Here is a 19,039-nt window from a genome sequence, read left to right on the forward strand (position 1 = left end):
GTGGATGAGTGAAATATTCACTGCGCAGGAATTAAATTCACCCGCTCCAGTGGAGCGGGTTTGAATCAGTAATGACTGAAGAATTATCTCGCTTGGGCTGATGGAGATCTCGACAGGTGAAGTGTGGCGCCAGTTGTTAAATGATTTCTCGAGAACCAGCCTTGGGACATCTCCAAAGCGTAGAGGGCCGGTTTTGCAGAAGGATAGGACTTTTCACCATCGTCAGGCTCCATTGAATGAATATTGATAAGTTTTCGATCCTGGTCGAAAAAAGCGACATCCAGTGGTATTTCCACGTTCAACATCCAGATATGCAGAATCTTCTCTTTGGGAAATACAAAGAGTAACCCTTCGTTAACACCTAGTTTCTTTCGAAATGAGAGTCCCCGCAGGCGCGATTCCTGATCGTCAGCCACTCCGACAAACGCCGGAATAGCACCAATTTTGATCACCTCATTTTCTATTTCGCTGCATCCGCCAAGGACAATGATAATCAAAAAAGCAAGTGTGAGGTGTAGCAGTGGTTGAAACAATGGATTTTCCCCTCCAATTGCCGTGATGCATAGAGGGTCAGGTAATTAACTATTGCTCGTGTGATGTCTCACTTAGATTAAGCTGCTCGCGATATTCCTGGAGTAATCTCTCGGCGTCTCCAACCTGTTTCGGGGTCATCGCGGAGGATGCGGCGTCCTGAAACCGCTGACCATATCTATCACCCATTTGAGCGCTCAATCCAAACCAGGCATAAGCTTTCACATAATCTTTCTCTGTTCCCAGGCCATAGAGATACATACCCCCAAGTTTACCGAAGGCACGCTCGTCTCCCGCAAATGACGCCGCGTGAAATTCGTTGAAAGCGGTCTGCCTGTCACCCTTTCGGTTGGCTTCCATTCCCTCTTCAAGTCCCGCTTGGCTGGGGAAGGTGGCAAAAAGAAAAATCAGGCCGCAAACTGCTATCAATCGTTGTTTTGGATTAATCATTAAAAAATTCGTAGTAACAATGTTTGGAATGCCACTTATCCTACAAAAAACAATGGGATCCAGCAACGTGCTGAAATTAGTTCATTACTTTGAAGTTGTGCCAATTTTTTAACATATCCGAGAAGATCTCCATAGGGACGGGTTCATGGAACAGAAACCCTTGCACTTCATCACAACCTGAATTCTGCAGGAATTTGAATTGGTCAAGAGTTTCAACTCCCTCACCTATGGTTTTAAGATTGAGATACTGTGCCATCGAGATAATTGTTTTTGTTATCGTTGCGTTATTTTGATCGGTTGAAACATCCTGAATAAACGATTGATCAATCTTAAGTTTGTCGATCACCATTTGGTTTAGATAGGAGAGGCTTGAGTAACCTGTGCCAAAGTCATCTATGGCTATGTTGACTCCCTGCGCTTTCAATTGGGTCAACGTGTCCTTCACTTCAACAATATTTTGCATGAAGGCCGTCTCTGTCATCTCTAACTCAAGGTAGTGAGGACTTAATTGGGTATCACTCAAGATACTGTTCACCTGGTTGAGAAAATCGGTTCTGCGAAATTGAACAGGTGAAACATTTACCGCAATCGGAATCTTCGGCAAGCCTGCGTCATGCCAGATTCTGTTGCGGCAACATACTTCCCTTAGAACATATTCGCCCAGCGGAACTATCAGCCCGGTATCTTCAGCGATAGGAATGAAATGATCGGGCAGGATATATCCACGCTCAGGATGACGCCAGCGCAACAGCGCCTCTGCACCGATCAATTCGCCGGTTTGAATATCGATCTGGGGTTGGAAAAAGAGTTTGAATTGATCCCTCTCCATGGCGATACGCATATCGTTTTCCATCGCCAACCGGTCTCTTACCTGTGCCTGCATCTCTGGAAGATAGAAGCGTATGGCATTACGCCCCTCCTCCTTGGCTTTATACATGGCAGTGTCTGCCCGGCGAATAATGTCCTCGGCAGTCTCTCCATCACCGGAAAAAAGTGTTACGCCAATACTGCTGGTCGTGTGAAGTTCATATTCCCTGATGTGGTAAGGTTCAGCCAGGCTTGCTTTGAATTTTTCCGCTATCGATAAAACCTTATTTGTGGCTGATTCTTGGTCCGGCCCCAGTTCATTCAGCACCATCATGAACTCATCGCCACCCAGACGGGCCAAAGTATCGTCTTTTCTGACCAGTTTCTTCAATCGCCGGGCGAACTCTTTCAGCATCCCGTCACCCACGAGATGTCCCAGTGAATCATTGATATTTTTAAACCGGTCCAAATCCATGAAGACGCTTGCACCTATGGAACCGCTCCGGCTTGAGCGTGCAAGAGCCTGATTGAGACGGTCAAACAACAAGACTCTATTCGGCAGACCTGTCAGACTATCGTGATAAGCGAGAAATTCGACCTCGGCTTCTGCGCGTCGCTGCTTGCTGACATCGACCATACTGGAGAGGTAGTGGATGATTGTACCTTTGTCGTCTCTAATCAGGCTGATACTCGTCCATTGGGGATAAACCTCGCCATTTCGGCGTTGATTCCATATCTCTCCCTGCCACGAGCCCGAGTCGGTCAACTGCTTCCATAGATTGCGGTAAAAACGATCATCATGTCTACCTGACTTGAGAATGCTCGGTGTCTTACCGAATACATCTTCTGGCGAGTAGCCGGTCATCTCTACAAAACGCCTGTTTACTCGCTGAATCCTACCTTGGTCGTCAGTGATGATCATCGCATCATGTGCTTCGAATACCATGGCTGACAAGCGAAGCTCTTGTTCCAGCGCTTTTTGTGCCGTTATGTCGTGAAGCGTAACGACAGCACCAATCCGCTCCCCTTCTTTATTCGCAAGTGTTTCTCCATTCGCCAGCAGGGTACGCTCTGCGCCACCATTTGGGGGCGAGACAAAAACCTCCTGCTCGCGTACCTTTCCATCTTGCAATGTGCGATACAGAGGAGATTCATCACGTGCGAGTAAGTGTGCTCCATCCGCACTATGCAAGCCATATTGAACAGCGCACTCGTTAACGGGGATATGAAGTTCGCTACTACCCAGAAAGGTTCTGGCGGCGGGATTAAAGAGAGTCAAATGACCATCCTTATCGCAGACAACTATACCGTCGGATATCGATTCCAGGATCGTATTTAGAAATTGGCGCTCTTCCTTGAGCGCTTGTTCGGCAAGTTTACTCACACGAAAAACAAAAAGAACTTTATGGAAGAAAAGGTAGTTAACCAAGATGCCAGTCAAAAGAATGGCCAAGTGAATGCCTATCAGAATCCATGCGGCATTATTGGTCAATGGCTGACTATAGAGATTCCACAGCACTGAACATAGGGTTAAAAAAACCCAAAGCCCATACATCAGGAAGGAATAATGCCGTATTCCAAAAGCGTGATTTATTATTGGTTTCTGCATTTATTGTTGAATCACACTTGTCTTGCTAAGTGTTAATAAACGTATCTTGTTTTGCGGCCAGGGCGAATATTAAATCCCTGAACAATTTTGTCGTTGGTCTTCATTTAATCACTTAAAATCAACGCCTTTCAATGATTTTTCACGCAATTTGTCAATTGCATTAACTGAGAAAGGCGGTCACGCAATGGCGGCCGCCTTTACTCATGCTCAGATGTAAAGCAACAGATTTTCAGACGATCTGTTACTGGTTGCTCATGGGTGGTGGACGCCCGTAAGGATAGTAGCCCTGCCCCCAACCTGGACGATATTGCGCGGGTGGTGGCGCCATTGCATCCCGCAACTCTCGTTCAGCCTGAATCAGGTTGCGCATGGCATTCATTTCGGCCTCTGCTGCCTGACGCAGATCGTCAAATTCCTTGAGGATGCGAGTCACAGATTCTGACCTGGCAGTTCTCGGTGCAGCACGGGGCGATGCCGTGGCAGTGTCATCAGGTGCCTTGGGGCTGCTGGCGTCGTCAGCTGGGCTAATCTTTGAAGCAGTATCCGTGTCAGCTACCACTTCAGTCGCAGTTGTGGCCACAACACTCTCTGCAGTTGGCGCTGCTGCTTCTGGTTCTGGAGCGGCAGTGACTTCACTGGCAGTTTCCTTGCTAATATCCACATTTGCACTGGACTCCACACTCACTACTACATCTGTGGCAGTCGATGCCGTTGCCTCATTGAGTGCAGCGTCTGCAGATTCAGTCCCGGCTGCAACGCTGTCAGCTGTATTTGCAGACTCTTCTTTGCCAGAAGCTTCGGCACTCTCTGTTTGAGCAGCCGCACTAGCGGGCTGGCCACTTGAAACTGTTCCGAGAATTTCAGCAGCCTGTTGAGTGGTTTCAGTCGTTGTAACCTGCTCGGAAGAAGTTTGGCTCTGACCCTCGGATCCAGCAGCCTCATCACCAGGATGTTTTGCCAGAGAGCGAACATAGGCAAAACCAATAATAACGATCAGTAACCAGAAGATAATTTTCGGCCAGAATCCCGCTGAACTGCTGGGTGTGGTTGTCATTTCCCTCTCCTCTTTTTGCGTTTTATTCGGTTCTTCAGCGTGACTCTGTACCGCCTTGTTTTCTGTGGAAAGGACAGCAGCAGCGGCTGAAGCCAAATCAGAAACCGATGAGACTGTAGTGTCTGTTTCTGCTTTAGGGGGGGGGGATTCTACGACAACAGGCTGTTCAGCAGTGGCTTCTGTGGGTTTGGTCTCTGGTTTTGCAGCAGGGACTACCTTCTCAGCTGGCACCGGTTTTTTGGCGGACTTTTTCTTTGCAGTTTTCTTCTTCGCTGCTTTCTTGGCTGCCTTCTTTTTTGCCGATTTTTTCTTCGTGGCTTCCTTTTTGGATGCAGAGGACTTAGGTTCAGTCACGTCAGTCTCTTTCTCATTTTCCGCCATCTTCGCAGTCCCTCCAGATCATACAGGCCCTTGGCAATTCGCCATATCCTAGCATAGCACCAGCAAAATTACTTTGGATAGGAATTCCGGGGCATATCTCTATTATCATCACCAGCGCTTGTCTCAACCAGCCATCCAGCCATCCAGCCTCTGGCCAGGGTTTCCCGCACGATAACCTGGACCCAATCCCCGCTATTGCCTAGTGTGATCATTGCCGCACCACTCTCCACAGTGGAAACCAAACTGTAGTCAGTGCCCGGCCCTGAGCGTAAATTAGCCCGCTCAACCTTCACGCTTGCAGTTTCACCAATCCAGGGTTCGGATACTATTTTTTCCAAGTCGTCTTCCACGCCCCATTGGCCGGCATGAAGCAGATTCCTAATATACTCTCGGGCGTCTTTATGCCCGCCTCTTGCTGCCATCAGATACCAGTGGAGGGCCTCCCGTTCGTCCTTTTTTATCCCTTCGCCAGCGGTAAAAGCGAGACCTATGGCAAACTGGGCATCTTGATGTCCACGTTCAGCGGCTCTTTTCCACCAGCTGATGGCTTTGTCGATATCGACACTCAGTCCATTTCCATTGGCATAGAGCCAACCAAGATTGTATGCGGCATCCTTGTGGCCTTCCACCGCCAGGGGATTCCAGATACAGAATGCCTCGGCAAAGTCTCCTCGCTGCAATGCGATCAACCCCAAATCAAAACGGTCCGCTCGGGAAATATTACTGTAAAGCAGGATGACAAACAGGAAGATCAGCACCATCCATTCAGTGCGGGGCTTGAGCCAGAATCCGTTGGTCTGCTGAGGTATGAGTTGCATTGGGCCTCTGAGTCGTCTACGAGCTAAGGAGTGGGCTCACGATCCGAGTTTGCGATTCGGTTTAAGGCTCTTCAGTAGTGCTGAAGGAGTCTGGCAACCAATCTGTTGACGTCGGACATGCCGGTTTTCAGGTTCTTTTCTATCGCTTCCATGCTAATTGGATCATCACTTTTTCCAGCTGCCCAGTTTGCCACTACAGCGCAACAGGCATAACAAAGATCCAGCTCTCTGGCCAGCGAGGCCTCAGGCATTCCGGTCATGCCCACGATGTCGCAACCGTCCTGCTCCATGCGATGTATCTCCATCGCCGTTTCCAGACGTGGTCCCTGGGTGGATCCATAGGTGCCAAAGGTCGTCAGTGGGGCTGACACCGCCTCGCCCGCTTCAATCAAAGCCTGCCTTAACGATTCACAGTAGGGATTGGTAAAATCAATATGCGTGACCTTGTTGAGATCATACTCAAACAGCGTATGTTCCCGCCCATAGGTATAGTCGATAATCTGATCTGGAACAACGATCTGTCCAGGCCCCATGTCGCCGGTAATACCCCCCACGGCAGCAACACCAATCACTGCGTCAACTCCGATATGCTTCAACGCCCAGAGGTTTGCCCGGTAGTTCACCCGGTGCGGCGGAATTGTGTGGGAAGGGCCATGGCGTGGCAGGAAAACCACCTCTGTCGAACCAACAATACCGTGTGTCAGCAGTGCCGATGGCTCACCAAACGGAGTATGTGCCACTTCACGGTGAGTGATTTCCAGGTCAGGAATCTTATCCAGACCCGTTCCGCCAATTATGGCCAGTTTCGTCATTATTATTTGCCTAGCAACAAGATCTTATAGATCGATTCTAACCTAATTTCCAAGACAAAAAAAAGCCGACTGAAGATCAGTCGGCTTTTTCTGGACAGGTCGGACTATCTTACTGAGCGATTAGAGCTCATCTGCATGACCAGCAAGGTATTCTGCGACACCATCAGGTGTGCCCTTCATGCCCGCATCACCCTCCTTCCAGCCTGCGGGGCAAACCTCACCATGCTCTTCGGTGAACTGCAGTGCATCAATCATGCGCAGCATTTCATCGATATTACGCCCAAGGGGCAGATCATTGATGACTTGGTGGCGTACCACGCCATTTTTATCGATCAGGAATGAGCCGCGAAATGCAACACGGCCATTAGGCGTCTCGACATCATAGCCTTTGCAGATAGCATGATCGAGGTCAGCAACCAGAGGGTATTTTACAGCACCAATTCCACCGTCATTGATAGCCGTGTTACGCCAGGCGTTGTGCGTAAAGTGGGAATCGATTGAGCAACCAACGACTTCTACACCACGCTTCTTGAACTCTTCCAGACGATGATCGAAGGCAATCAGTTCTGAGGGGCAAACGAAAGTAAAGTCGAGGGGATAGAAAAAAAGTACGGCATATTTTCCTTTGATCGTCTCTTTAAAGTTGAAGGCATCTACGATAGTGCCATCACCCAATACGGCAGGTGCAGTAAAATCTGGAGCCTCACGGCCAACAAGTACGCCCATTTGTTTACCTCTTTGAATGGAATGTCTGGACAGATGTCCTGTAATAATATTCAGTGGAGCCAGTCCCTGAAGTTGCACGAAATCTTAAGTGTTTTTGTCAGGAATTAGAATAAGAATAAATTAAAGTCAGCGATTAATAAAAACTATCGGCTCTGATTACCCCCCTATCGCTCAGCTACTATAGGGAAAGAGATTTGTCCGCGAACAACGCAAAAAGCGCCAATGCATTGATTTTGTATGAAAACCTGATTGTTATACATCTGCATCGGCCTGTTCAATGATGACAGAACAGGGCTTATTGGACGAATGCAATGACTTAATGCATAAGGAAAAATCGCGTTATTTGCGGATTGAAAAACACTTTCCGTTCATGGCTGAAATTTTAAGGGTAATCAGGAAAGCAAAAAAGGGGCCGAAGCCCCTTTTGATCAGCAATTGCTATAGCGTTATTGCGCGGCAGACTGACCGTAACCGTAAATGCCGTTGGATTCGAGCGTAGGTAACAAAACGGATCGCTCGCGTTCAATACGCTCATCCACCATATCGAAAATTTCGAAGGTGTCGGCAATAAAGTCATCAGTAAAGTTGAAGTCGCAATTCTTCAACCATTTCTGATGGTAATCGTCGAACTGCTTACGCATGGGTTTCTGACCATTGAGAAAGCCCCATGCCATGGATTTCAGCTTGGGATCTTCATGGGTTAGCAACTCAGGGTAGATTCCCTGATCCTGATCTGCCATATGGTCTTTCATTTTTGCTGATAGGTCGCATATCAGCTGGTATGCGGTTTTTGCATTGGGCCGAATCTTCAACTGATCCTTGGTCATCATAGCCCGCAGGTCACTGATCATCTCATGCAGCTCTGCATGACGTGCTTTAAGGGTTTTAATGGACACTTCTCCATACCTCCTAATTTTCTGACAGGCGCGAAACCTCCGGAGAGGAATTCCGCTCAAACTTTAACGGTGGCTTTATCCACCAATATGAATCTCTGGATTCCTGATCTGTGCCAGGTTGTTCCTGATGTAGAGATATTGGACCAATTCCAGAGAAATGGCAATAGGCTACTAATTTTATTGGGTTTTTTTGATTTTTTTAGAGGGGTTAACCCTCGCTGACTGATGGGGAAACAAGGGAAAACCCTTGTTTCGTTTGAAGGTGTTTAGATCGACAGGCTATTTTGCCACCGCGTAGATGCCCGCGACATTGCGCAGATAACCCTTATAATCCATCCCGTAGCCAAAGACGTAACGGTCTTCTACCTTCAGGCCAGTGAAGTCAGCCTGAATAGTGCTATTCCTGACCCGCTCTTTCTCCACCAGGACAGCGGTATAAACGCTTCGAGCACCTGCTTCCCTGCATGCATCCGTAATTGCTGCCAAGGTGATTCCCTCATCCAGAATATCGTCGATGACCAGGACTGTTTCCCCTTTCAGGGAGGTACTGGGATGGCCTATCCATTCGAGTTGGGTTCCTGTCGTTTCAGCCCCATATCGTGTGGCATGGATATAATCCTGGCGTAGCGGAAATGTCAGACGGGTCAATAGGTGCCCCATCGGGATCAGTGCCCCGTTCAGCACACAGAGCACCACCGGGTCTTCGCCTGCCAGCTTGCCGGTGATCTCAACTGCCATTCTGTCGAGCGCCTGCTCTACCTCCTCCTGGGAATGTAGCAGATCAGCAGTTTGCATGACCTCAGCGGCCTGTTTCTGGGTAATTGCCATTGTTCTCTCCGGTTTCACCCCAAATCCAGGTTGAGTGTGGTGTTCGCCTCCACTGCTGACAGCGACTCCACGGCATTGATCCAGCGCGGGTCCATATGCAGTTCCTGACGACTGAAATGGCCGCGGCCATGCATGCGTATCAACCTGAGATGAGCTGCCGGATCATTGTACTCCTTTAAGGAGTCGAGTACTTCAGCAGCGGCATCCTGATTGTTGCAGACCAAAACCATGTCGCAGCCAGCCTGTAATGCTGCAAACGCCCTATCAGCATAGCTGCCCGCATTTTCCGCTGCCGCCATACTCAAATCATCACTGAATATAACGCCCTGAAATGCGAGCCTCTTCCGCAACACATCCTGCAGCCAAAATGAGGAGAAACCCGCCAACTCACCATCAACCCGGTCATAGATGACATGCGCCGGCATGATGGCTTCCAGGCCGAAGTGGATCATCCTTTCAAAAGGACGAAGGTCTCCCATTTGAATATCCTCCAAACGACGATTGTCGATGGGTAGTGCCAGATGAGAGTCAGCCTCCACACCACCATGACCGGGAAAATGTTTGCCCACTGAGGCCATTCCTGCCTCACGTGCACCGTAAATCCAGGACTGGGAAAGTTGTGCCACAACCTCAGGTTCCGCTGAAAAGGCCCGATCGCCGATCACCTGACTAATTCCCAAACCCAGATCAAGCACCGGCGCAAAGCTGAAATCGACACCGGCAGCACGCAATTCAGCTGCCATCAGCCACCCCCCCTGCCCTGCCAGTTTCAGCCCCCTCTTTCTGTTGAGGACGTATTGCTCACCATACCAGGCCAATGGTGGCAGGTGGGTGAAGCCGTTACGGAAGCGTTGGACTCTCCCGCCCTCATGATCCACGGAGATCAACAGATGAGGCTCCCGCAAGGCATGGATCTCAGATGTCAGTTCGAGCAACTGTCCGGGAGTTTCGTAATTCCGGGTGAAAAGAATCACCCCTCCAATAGCTGGATGCAGCAGACGTTCGCGATCTTCCGGAGATAGCGACCCACCACTCAAATCGAGCATGACAGGACCAAGGCTCATAATGTTTTCAGGCAAATTCCATTCAACTTTTTTCGCAGTATGCCGCAAAGATCATCAAGGGAAAACAATATGCGGTTTAAATCGTCCGTTATTTGGACAGTCAATGATGAGGAAAAGGTAACAACCATGCGCCAGATCAGTGTTCTGCTGTTGTCACTGTTGTTGTTTGCCAGTCTGGCTTGGGCTGAAGATGAGGCGCCCCCCACAATCAGCTACTACGAAGTCAAACCCTCTCTTGTGGTTAACCTTGCCAGCGGAGGTAAGTACGCCCGCTGCGATATCCAGTTAATGACCAAAGATGATGCTTTTCTGGAACAGCTGACACTGCACGGGCCGGCTATCCGCCATACACTGCTTATGTTGCTCTCGGAACAGGATGGAAAAACGATCAAGACCCCGGATGGCAAGGAAGCGCTCCGTAAGCAGGCAATGGATGCTGTCAGCACATTGATGAAGGAACTTGCTGAAAAAGACAGTCTGAAGGCGCTCTATTTCACAACTTTTTTTGTTCAGTGAGACGAATATCCAATTTATCACGCAGAAGATCACCCAGCAGGTTCAGCGTCAGTACAACCAGCATGATTGCCAAACCTGGCGCCAATACCATATGTGGCGCCATCAACATATAACCGGCGCCATCGCGGATCATACTGCCCCATGAGGCTTCCGGTGGCTGAATACCCAATCCCAGAAAGGATAAACCGGCCTCGGCAATGACCATGCCCGCGATGCCGAAGGTTGCCTCTACGATCAGCGGTGCGGCAATCAACGGCAAAAGATGTCTGAACATGATTACCCTGGAACTGCTGCCCAGCGCCACCGCAGCCTGCACATGATCCCGATGTTTGAGGGATAGCGTCTGAGCCCGTGTCAGGCGTGCATAACCCACCCAACCGACAGCAGAAAGCGCAATCACCAGATTGTCGAGCCCCGGTCCCATCACCCCAGCCAGGGCAATTGCCAGCAGGATACCGGGAAAGGCAAGAAAGATATCGATCACACGCACCAGAAAAAGATCCCAATAGCCACCTTTGTAGCCGGCGATCAACCCAAGCGTGGTACCCAGCAGAACGGAGATCGCCACCACTCCGAAAGCGATGAGAAAAGATGTCCTGGCACCCGCGATCAATCGTTCGAGGATTGGCCGTCCCAGGTCATCATAACCGAGCAGACTGTCACTGCTTGGCAGTACAAGGATTTGTTCAAGGTCGATAAGATTTGCCGACTGGGTCAAGAGTGGATTCAGGACCACCATGATGAGCCAGGTGAGTAGCACGATCACGGGGAACCAGAGGCGCATCAGCATTACCGCGATCCACCCAGACGAATACGGGGATCAACAAGTCCGTAGACGATATCGGTCAGGGTGTTCACCAGTACATAGACCAGGCTGATAAAGAGCACGCATCCCTGCACCACGGGGAAATCCCTTTTCTGGATCGAATCGATCATCAATGAGCCGACACCAGGCCAGTCGAAGACGATCTCAGTCACCACGGCGCCACCGAGCAGACCACCCATCTGTAGCCCCAACAGGGTGATTACCGGCAGCCAGGCGTTGCGCATCGCATGACGCAAGACCACGTTCCGTTCAGACAAACCCTTCGCACGGGCTGTGCGTACATAGTCTTCACCCAACACCTCAAGCAGGCTGCTCCTGATCATGCGGGCGAGAATCGCGGCAAAAGCAGAACCCAGAGTGATGGCGGGCAGGATCAGACCGGCAAGTGAGTCGCGCCCACTCACTGGTGTCCAGCCAAGCCAGAGAGAGAAGAGCAGGATCAGCATGGGACCCAGCCAGAAATTGGGAATGGAGACACCCAGCATGGAAAATCCCATGGCGCCCCAATCCCAGGCCTCCCCCCGCCTCACTGCCGCCATGATACCGAGGGGAATAGCGATCAGCATTGCACACAACAGCGCAGCTCCTGCCAACTCCAGGGTAGCGGGAATGCGTTCTGCCAGAATCTGGCTGACAGGCAGATTGGAATAGAGGGAGCGCCCCAAATCCAGATGCGCAAGGTTGGAAAAATAGATGAGCAGTTGTTCGCTGACAGGCCGATTCAGACCAAGCGCAATTCGCAGCGCCTCTCTGTCAGTGGCACGGGCCGATTCGCCCAGCATGACATCCACGGGATCCCCTGGCACCAGATGGATCAGCAGGAACACCAGGGTCGCCACTCCCAGTATAACGACCAGGGCACTGACTAAACGTGAGAGTAAAAAGTCAGCCATCCGGCTTACCGAATCTCCACCAACATGTTGGTTTCGACCTGTTCAAACAGATTCAGCAGATCGTCGTTGCGCATGCGGATGCAGCCGTGGGAGATGGGTACCCCGACAGGTTCACTGTCGGGACAACCGTGGATATAGATATAGCGGCGCAGGGTATCCACGTCCCCCCCACGATTACGTCCCGATTCCAGCCCCGTCAGCCAGAGGATGCGGGTGAGTATCCAGTCCCGTTCCGGGTGTTTTGCGGCAAGCGCCGGGGAGTAGATCTCACCGCTTGTCCGCCGGCCGACAAAGACGCAGTTTTCAGGACAGCCGATGCCAATCTTGAGGCGGATTTTGTGTAGCCCTCTCGGCGTACACCCTGATCCCGACTGTTCACCTGCGCCGTTTCTACCGGTTGCGACAGGATAACTGAGCAAGGGGTTACCATCTTCCAACAGCGCTATTTTTTGCTGGGAGATGTCAATACGCAGCATTCGTTTCGGCACCTGAAATCTCCCGTTTGTGCGTCAATACTACCTGCTCCAGCCCATCGTAGTTACCATCCGTCATCAGTTGGTAACCCGTCACTGTCCGGCGGGCGGCAAAGAGTTGATCCTCATACCAGAGGGGAATATAGGGCAGATCCTGTTGCAATATCCCCTGCAACTGCCGATAGAGGCTTGCCTGCCCGGCAAGGGTTTTGGCCTGTTCCACCTCATTCAACAAACGATCCACTTCAGGACTGGAGTAACGCCCCCTATTGGCGCCCCGGGGCGGCAGAGAGTCGCTGGCAAAAATATAGCGGAAGATATCCGGTGTGCGAATCCCCACCCAAGCCAGACTGTAGATCTGGAACCGCCCCGCCTTGATGTCTCCAAAAAAGGTCCCCCAGTCGTAACTGCGCAGATCCACCTCTATGCCGACCTGCTTCAATTGACTCTGAATGATTGTGGCGAGCCGGATACGAAAGGGATCACTTGATGTCTTGTAGACCAGTTTCAGTGGATGTCCTGCATCATAGCCTGCTTCCGCCAATAGACTACGCGCCAGTTGCGGTGAGTAGTCATACGATTTGAGGTCTCTTGCGCCAGCCCAATGCTCCGACGGAAAAAGCGCGAGCGCCGGGTGCGCAGCGTTATTCAGCACCTGGCTGATAATCGTTTCCCGATCAATGGCGTGGGCGATAGCCCTGCGTACCAGAGGATTCCCGGTGGCGGGATCCTCCATATTGAAACCGATATAGGAGAAGTTACTGCCCGGCCGGTTTGCCACCTCCACCTCTTTACGGGTACGCAGATAACCAACCAACTCGGGCGCGAGATCGTTTTGCAAAAGATCGATCTCTCCCCGTAACAATTTCAATGTTCTGACCGTGGGGTTTTTCACTTCGATAAACTCAACTTTCTGCCCATCACGATGCCGCTCCAACAGTAGATGTCCAGGTTTGGAACGATCAACAAAACGGAACGGCCCGCTTCCGACAGGCTGTTCATGGAACGGATGCCTGGAAGCCAGCAGATCGGCAGGCTGTATTGCCAGTACCAGGTAGGCGGGAAAGAGTGGGTCGGGCCGTTTGAGATGAAAGTCCAGGGTTTGTTGGTCGACCTGTGCAACAGCCTCGATCAACTCCAGAGCACTCCTGTGAGGTGATGCATTCTGCGGGTCGAGCACAAACTGGTAGGTTGCCACCACGTCGGCGGGTTCCAGCAACTTTCCGTGGGAAAATCGGGAAGTGGGTTGGCGCAGGCGAAAACGGTAGTGAGTGGGCGACAGGGTCTCCCAATCGGCGATGCCCGCCACCGGCAGGCTCTGATCATCGAATTCAACCAATCGTTGATAAAGCAGCCGGTTGATCCGCTCTGATGCCGCATCCGTTGCAAAACGCGGGTCGAGGTTGAGCGGTGCATTGGCAAGGCCCATGCGCAGGATCTGGGCGTCTGGTGGCTGGCTGCAGGCGGTCAGTATCAGCAGCGAGAGTGCGAATATTCGGGATAAGATCATAAAGAGACCAAGACCACTTAGTGTTCCACCAGAAGCACCGACCTGAAGTAGGCTGGTTCAAGCGTAGCGGAACCGGCAAACGCGTCTGATCTGTCACCTGAAAAACGCCCTATCCGCTACGCTTGATCGGGCCTACGTATCGGGTAGTTAGAGGTTACATCACCAGTCGCAGTATGGCCGCTTGACCAGGCTGGCGTTGTAATATTTAGGGTCGCCTGACACCTCCTCTCCAGCCCATTCCGGCATTTCGAAGGTTTCATCCTCGGCATCCAGCTCCACTTCGGCAACAATCAGTCCTTCATTGTCCCCGTGGAAGAGATCAAGATCCCAGATATGGTCGCCACAGCGCACCTTGTAACGCACTTTGTCGATGATCGGGCCGGCGGTTAGATTGGCCAGAATCTCTTCACCCTCTTCCAGGGGGATCTCGTACTCATACTCGCTACGGCTGATGCCCAGGGTGACGCTTTTGATATTCAGATGCGCGCTTCCCTTCGCCACGCGAACCCGGATGCTGGCATTGGGCAGTGTCGCCAGATAACCCTGTTTCAGGGTCGCTTCTGATTCAACATGCATCTTCCATTTATTGTTAATAACCAAATATTTACGTTCAATTTCTACAGGCATTTATCAACTCTTCCCGAATAGTGCGATCGACTCAACATGAGCGGTATGAGGGAACATGTCCATCACGCCTGCGCTCAGCAATCGGTAACCGTGTTCATGAACCAGGATGCCGGCGTCACGGGCCAGAGTTCCAGGATAGCAGGAGACGTAGACGATACGCTCTACCCCCAGTTTCGGTAGATGTGCCAGCATCTCCTGGGCTCCACTGCGAGGCGGATCCAGCAGCGCCTTGCTGAAACGCTCGAGCATCCAGGGTTCATTCTCGAGTGGCTCATAGAGGTTGGTGGTGAAGAAGCGCGTATTGTCGATTTTATTACATTGCGCATTTTCCCGTGCCCGCGCCACCAGCCCGGCGTCACCCTCCACACCTACCACCTCTCCCGCCCCGCGGGCCAGCGGTAGGGTAAAATTACCCAATCCACAAAACAGATCGAGCACACGATCATCTCCGGTGAGTTCAAGCATATCTACCGCACGGCGAACCATCTGGCGGTTGATATCGGTATTGACCTGGGTAAAGTCGTTGGGCAGAAAATTGAGCTTCAGTTCATAGTCGGGCAGCCGATAGTTGAGTTCGGCAGGAATCCCCAAGAGCGGCTTGACGGTATTCAGCCCCCCCTCCTGTTGATAGATCACCACATCGTGGGCTGGGCCAAAGGCCTCCAGCTTCTGCCTGTCCGCTTCGGTCAGCGGTTCCAGCAAACGGAAGATCAACACGCAGGTCTCATCACCCATCGCCACCTCAATCTGCGGTATCTGACTGCGAATCGAGAGTCCGTCGATGAGCTCACTCAATGCAGGCAGCAGCTCACCCACCTTTGGATGCAGGATGTGACAGGTATCGATATCGGCAACGAAAGAGGAGCCACGCTCACGGAAGCCCACAAGCACACCGCCCTTCTTGGGCACATACCTTACACCCAGCCTGGCTTTACGCCGATAGCCCCAACGCGACTTCCCCACCAGCGGTGGCAGGATTTCGGCAGCTTCAACCTTGCCGATATGTTTCAGCGCATCCAGCAATGCCTGCTGTTTGGAGTGAATCTGTGCCTCGGGTGCCTGGTGCTGAAGGCTGCACCCCCCACAGATACCAAACTGCGCACATTTCGCCTCCACCCTCTCAGGCGAGGGTGTGAGCACTTCAACCACCCGGCCCTCGTCATATTTACGACGCTGGTTGGTATAGAGAAAGCGCACCTTCTCTTCCGGCAGAGAACCGTAAACGAAGGTGGCCTTGCCCTCGATGTGGGTGACTCCCTTGCCGTCATGACTGAGGGATTCGATCTCGGCTTCTACCGGCTCTGTCGGTAGTCTTTTACGGCGACGACGCCCCATGTTCATTTTCCTGCAAGTTGAAATTTTGCAGGGATTCTACCCTCTGTAGCCGGGAAGCGCCTGTCTGAGTTGCGTCAGTAATGGTGCGCACGGCGCACCCTACATTATTTTTCTACCCAACTGCCACCCGCATTCTTATACCACCAGCCTTTGGAGGCCTTTCTGATCCAGGTTTGGCCAAAAACCGAACGCACATCCTTCTCCCAGTCCGGATGGCCATTGGCACGGGCAATCTCTTTGTAGAGTCGATTTCGATCGCCGTTTTCCGCCTTCACCAGGTTTTTCAGTTGAGCCCGCTGCTTGAGAGAGACCGCCGAAAGCTGCCGGATCCCCACCAATGCATCATGAGTGAATCCGATAACTCCCTTTTGATAGTACGGATGGAGCGAACTGTTCCGCCGTTTCATTGATGCCTGCAGGCGGCGTACCTCAGGGGTGTTGACGGAGAAATCAGGTTTGGCGGCCGCATGTGCGGCCGGTATCAGAAGATCCAGCAGACTGAAGGAGACCTGCTGTGCTGAAGGGCTCCATTGCAAAGATTGACCCTCTTTGCCCGGCATCGAATTCTGAACCTCATCGCCAAGGATATCGTCGACAATCTTCTCCGCTGCCTCACGGGCTTCTGCAGCGGGGAAATAGATGTTGATGGTCACGCAGGCTGTAAGCATCAACAGCATGGTGAAAGAGGATGTCAATTTCGCTATTTTCATTTCAATTTCTCAACCAATATCATTCAGATGCATCTAACGCACTTCCGGTGCGCCAGCCACACTCATTTGTCTTAACTGTTCTACCAACTGATTCCAATCAGCCTTTCTGTTGAAGCCGACTATATCGATGCGTGGAATACCTGCACCTTCCACCAGATAGTAGCCCTGTTTGGCGCTGCCTGCCCCGCTCATTTCACACATACCCTCTTCCAGTCGGCAACCGATCCCCAGACGACGGTAACCAAACTCATCAAAAAAACCGAGGAAGGTTCTGGCGAGTGCTCCTGACATGCCAGATCCTCCCAGGTTGGAGATATTATCCACCGCCTGTTGGCTGATACGGTGGCGGGAATCATCATCCTCAGGTGTGTGGAAATGGGCATCGAATGCAACCGGCAGCCAATCCTCCAGTTCCAGATCGTGGATATATCCATCCAACCGACCTGTGATCTTTCCGAATGAAAAAGTCCGTGTCAGTGTTTCGAGATCCAGCTTGCTGATTTCCACATTGGCTCGAACCAGAGGATAGACACCGAACAACGACTCCAGTCGAAGGTCCTTGAAGAGAATATCACCATCAAAAATCCTGACCAGCAGTATGCCGTCCACACGCACTACACCATCCTGAAGGGTCAGCCCCGGCAACATGCCGGAGAGCGTACCCGATAATTCCGGCCAATCCAGCGCCTGACTAAGTACTTTCATGGAGACAGGTGTCAACATGCCGTCGAATTTTATCTGTGGTCCCTCTCCATTCGTATCATCGGCATCCAGCCGGTCAATCAGAAGCGCCCCATCCAACAGAGGAAGCCTGGCCTGGCGAGTCAAACGAAACTGCCGCTCGTCCAATTGGAAGTCGATCCGCGATGCCCCCAAGGTAATATTTTCCAGCAGATGCCCTCCCCGCCAGCTCAACCAGGAGTCTTTGGGTAGATAGCCCTGAGTCCAATAGAGCTGGCCATTGAGACCCTTGATGCCGATACGCCGGGGTTGGCCACTGATTACTGAATCGTCCCAGTCTATATTGTGCAAATTAGCTGAAAACAGGGTTTTGTCATCTTTCACCTTCAGTGATAGATCGAGCCCACCATCCAGTACGAAATCTCCCCAAGAGGTGCCGATAAAAACAGGTTGCAAATACTCCTGATAGACCTTTCCTACATCGAAGGTTTTTGTCGCGAGATGCAGAGAACGAATGGAAGGCGAGTGCTGGAGGTCTAACGAAATATCGGAACTCACATCCAATATCCCCTCAAGCAACCATCGTGACTGTGTCAGCGACAAGGATCCGAACCCATCGTCGACGGAAAAATCCGTTGAGGCGTAAAATGGAGATGATGACGGATTCAGGTAGAAAAAGGGGGTCAAGACTTCACCATTGAGCAGCGCCAAATCCATCTCACCGCGCCACGCAGCACGTTTGAATTCTGCCGAACCCTGGGATTTCAGGGTCACCTTTTCCGCCAGATAGGCGGCATCCGGGTCACTGAAGGAAAAGTCATTCAGTTTAAGCAGCCACCTCACCTGTTTTAACTGTGCGGCGTTCCCGGTTAAATGGAACTCCGGGTCCAGGTAGCCTGAATAGATCCACTCTCCCTTGGGCCTGATTTCCAGGGGCAGCCATTTTATCAATGCCTGGATATCGATCTTTTTGCCTTGCAGGTCGATTTTCCATCGATTCTTGCCGGTAGAGAGCGTCAGATCGAGTTTGCCTCTTGCCACTGCTATCTGTTTGAAGGTCAGCCTGCAGGTTTAGCGTGTCAAGATTAATACAGGTTGTATCTTAATACAGGTGGTCTCTTAATACAGGTTGTATCTTAATACAGGTGGTCTCTTAATGCAGGTTGTATCTTCAGCCTGAGCCGGTCTATAATACAGGTTGTATCTTAACTGAGCGGTCTCTTAATGCAGGTTGTATCTTAATACAGGTGGTCTCTCTTAATGCAGGTTGTATCTTAACACAGGCGGGTCTCTTAATACCAATTTGTATCTTAATACAGATGGTCTATACTTAATATAGGTTGTATCTTAATACAGATGGTCTCTGTAAAGGTTGTATCTTATGCAGGCGGTCTCTTAATATGGTTATATCTTAATACAGAGCGATTCTCTTAATATAGGTTGTATCTTAATACAGACGGTCTCTTAATACAGGTTAGCAATACGTAACTGA

The 19,039-nt window shown here is 51.1% G+C and carries 19 protein-coding genes; 1 reads left to right on the forward strand and 18 read right to left on the reverse strand.

Annotation, left to right across the window (positions count from 1 at the left end):
- Positions 1 to 83: 83 nt before the first annotated feature.
- The 10 genes from G9Q73_RS12365 to nagZ all read right to left on the reverse strand — a co-directional run bounded on the left by G9Q73_RS12365 (position 84) and on the right by nagZ (position 9,976).
- Complete coding sequence (locus G9Q73_RS12365) at positions 84 to 533, reverse strand: DUF192 domain-containing protein (RefSeq protein WP_246345238.1); 450 nt, start codon at positions 531 to 533, stop codon at positions 84 to 86.
- A gap of 49 nt (positions 534 to 582) precedes the next feature.
- Positions 583 to 981 carry an SEL1-like repeat protein gene (locus G9Q73_RS12370; RefSeq protein ID WP_177420059.1) on the reverse strand — a complete coding sequence of 133 codons (399 nt, stop codon included), beginning with the start codon at positions 979 to 981 and terminating at the stop codon, positions 583 to 585.
- A gap of 76 nt (positions 982 to 1,057) precedes the next feature.
- The gene (locus tag G9Q73_RS12375) at positions 1,058 to 3,397 is read right to left on the reverse strand and encodes a putative bifunctional diguanylate cyclase/phosphodiesterase (RefSeq protein ID WP_177420060.1); all 2,340 of its coding nucleotides are present in this window, start codon (positions 3,395 to 3,397) and stop codon (positions 1,058 to 1,060) included.
- A gap of 241 nt (positions 3,398 to 3,638) precedes the next feature.
- A complete protein-coding gene (locus tag G9Q73_RS12380; RefSeq protein WP_177420061.1) occupies positions 3,639 to 4,832 on the reverse strand; it encodes a hypothetical protein in 1,194 nt (397 codons plus the stop codon).
- A gap of 68 nt (positions 4,833 to 4,900) precedes the next feature.
- The gene (locus G9Q73_RS12385; RefSeq protein WP_246345240.1) at positions 4,901 to 5,650 is read right to left on the reverse strand and encodes an SH3 domain-containing protein; all 750 of its coding nucleotides are present in this window, start codon (positions 5,648 to 5,650) and stop codon (positions 4,901 to 4,903) included.
- Positions 5,651 to 5,721: 71 nt separating this feature from the next.
- Positions 5,722 to 6,468, reverse strand: coding sequence for an S-methyl-5'-thioinosine phosphorylase (locus G9Q73_RS12390; protein WP_369408956.1), 747 nt, complete (start codon positions 6,466 to 6,468; stop codon positions 5,722 to 5,724).
- Positions 6,469 to 6,582: 114 nt separating this feature from the next.
- Positions 6,583 to 7,188 carry a peroxiredoxin gene (locus G9Q73_RS12395; protein WP_177421430.1) on the reverse strand — a complete coding sequence of 202 codons (606 nt, stop codon included), beginning with the start codon at positions 7,186 to 7,188 and terminating at the stop codon, positions 6,583 to 6,585.
- Between the two features lie 446 nt (positions 7,189 to 7,634).
- The gene (locus G9Q73_RS12400; protein WP_369408888.1) at positions 7,635 to 8,084 is read right to left on the reverse strand and encodes a hemerythrin domain-containing protein; all 450 of its coding nucleotides are present in this window, start codon (positions 8,082 to 8,084) and stop codon (positions 7,635 to 7,637) included.
- Positions 8,085 to 8,363: 279 nt separating this feature from the next.
- Positions 8,364 to 8,912 (reverse strand): hypoxanthine-guanine phosphoribosyltransferase, encoded by a 549-nt coding sequence (locus tag G9Q73_RS12405; protein WP_177420063.1) that lies wholly within the window; start codon positions 8,910 to 8,912, stop codon positions 8,364 to 8,366.
- 14 nt (positions 8,913 to 8,926) lie between these two features.
- Entirely contained in the window at positions 8,927 to 9,976 is a 1,050-nt protein-coding gene (gene nagZ / locus G9Q73_RS12410) for a beta-N-acetylhexosaminidase (protein WP_177420064.1), read from the reverse strand.
- Positions 9,977 to 10,045: 69 nt separating this feature from the next.
- Between nagZ and G9Q73_RS12415 the strand changes: the two genes are divergently transcribed.
- A complete protein-coding gene (locus G9Q73_RS12415) occupies positions 10,046 to 10,492 on the forward strand; it encodes a flagellar basal body-associated FliL family protein (protein WP_246345243.1) in 447 nt (148 codons plus the stop codon).
- On the opposite strand, the gene G9Q73_RS12420 is transcribed toward G9Q73_RS12415, so the two are convergent.
- The 8 genes from G9Q73_RS12420 to G9Q73_RS12455 form a co-directional block, all read right to left on the reverse strand.
- Complete coding sequence (locus tag G9Q73_RS12420) at positions 10,470 to 11,276, reverse strand: ABC transporter permease (RefSeq protein ID WP_304956662.1); 807 nt, start codon at positions 11,274 to 11,276, stop codon at positions 10,470 to 10,472. The two genes, G9Q73_RS12415 and G9Q73_RS12420, sit on opposite strands and share 23 nt — an antisense overlap.
- 5 nt (positions 11,277 to 11,281) lie before the next feature.
- Positions 11,282 to 12,211, reverse strand: coding sequence for a nickel ABC transporter permease (nikB, locus tag G9Q73_RS12425; protein WP_177420066.1), 930 nt, complete (start codon positions 12,209 to 12,211; stop codon positions 11,282 to 11,284).
- Positions 12,212 to 12,216: 5 nt separating this feature from the next.
- On the reverse strand, positions 12,217 to 12,699 hold the full coding sequence (locus G9Q73_RS12430) for a L,D-transpeptidase family protein (RefSeq protein WP_369408889.1): 483 nt from the start codon (positions 12,697 to 12,699) through the stop codon (positions 12,217 to 12,219).
- Positions 12,674 to 14,194: an ABC transporter substrate-binding protein gene (locus G9Q73_RS12435; protein WP_177420067.1), complete on the reverse strand. Its 1,521-nt coding sequence runs from the start codon at positions 14,192 to 14,194 to the stop codon at positions 12,674 to 12,676. Before G9Q73_RS12435 ends, G9Q73_RS12430 begins: the two co-directional genes overlap by 26 nt.
- 159 nt (positions 14,195 to 14,353) lie before the next feature.
- Positions 14,354 to 14,821 carry a CYTH domain-containing protein gene (locus tag G9Q73_RS12440; RefSeq protein ID WP_177420068.1) on the reverse strand — a complete coding sequence of 156 codons (468 nt, stop codon included), beginning with the start codon at positions 14,819 to 14,821 and terminating at the stop codon, positions 14,354 to 14,356.
- 3 nt (positions 14,822 to 14,824) lie between these two features.
- Positions 14,825 to 16,156: a 23S rRNA (uracil(1939)-C(5))-methyltransferase RlmD gene (rlmD, locus tag G9Q73_RS12445; protein ID WP_177420069.1), complete on the reverse strand. Its 1,332-nt coding sequence runs from the start codon at positions 16,154 to 16,156 to the stop codon at positions 14,825 to 14,827.
- A gap of 104 nt (positions 16,157 to 16,260) precedes the next feature.
- On the reverse strand, positions 16,261 to 16,866 hold the full coding sequence (locus G9Q73_RS12450) for a YdbL family probable chaperone protein (protein WP_177420070.1): 606 nt from the start codon (positions 16,864 to 16,866) through the stop codon (positions 16,261 to 16,263).
- A gap of 33 nt (positions 16,867 to 16,899) precedes the next feature.
- Complete coding sequence (locus G9Q73_RS12455; RefSeq protein ID WP_177420071.1) at positions 16,900 to 18,588, reverse strand: intermembrane phospholipid transport YdbH family protein; 1,689 nt, start codon at positions 18,586 to 18,588, stop codon at positions 16,900 to 16,902.
- Positions 18,589 to 19,039: the final 451 nt, after the last annotated feature.

The sequence above is a fragment of the endosymbiont of Lamellibrachia barhami genome, assembly GCF_011947365.2.
In the GTDB taxonomy this organism is placed as follows: Bacteria; Pseudomonadota; Gammaproteobacteria; order Chromatiales; family Chromatiaceae; genus QGON01.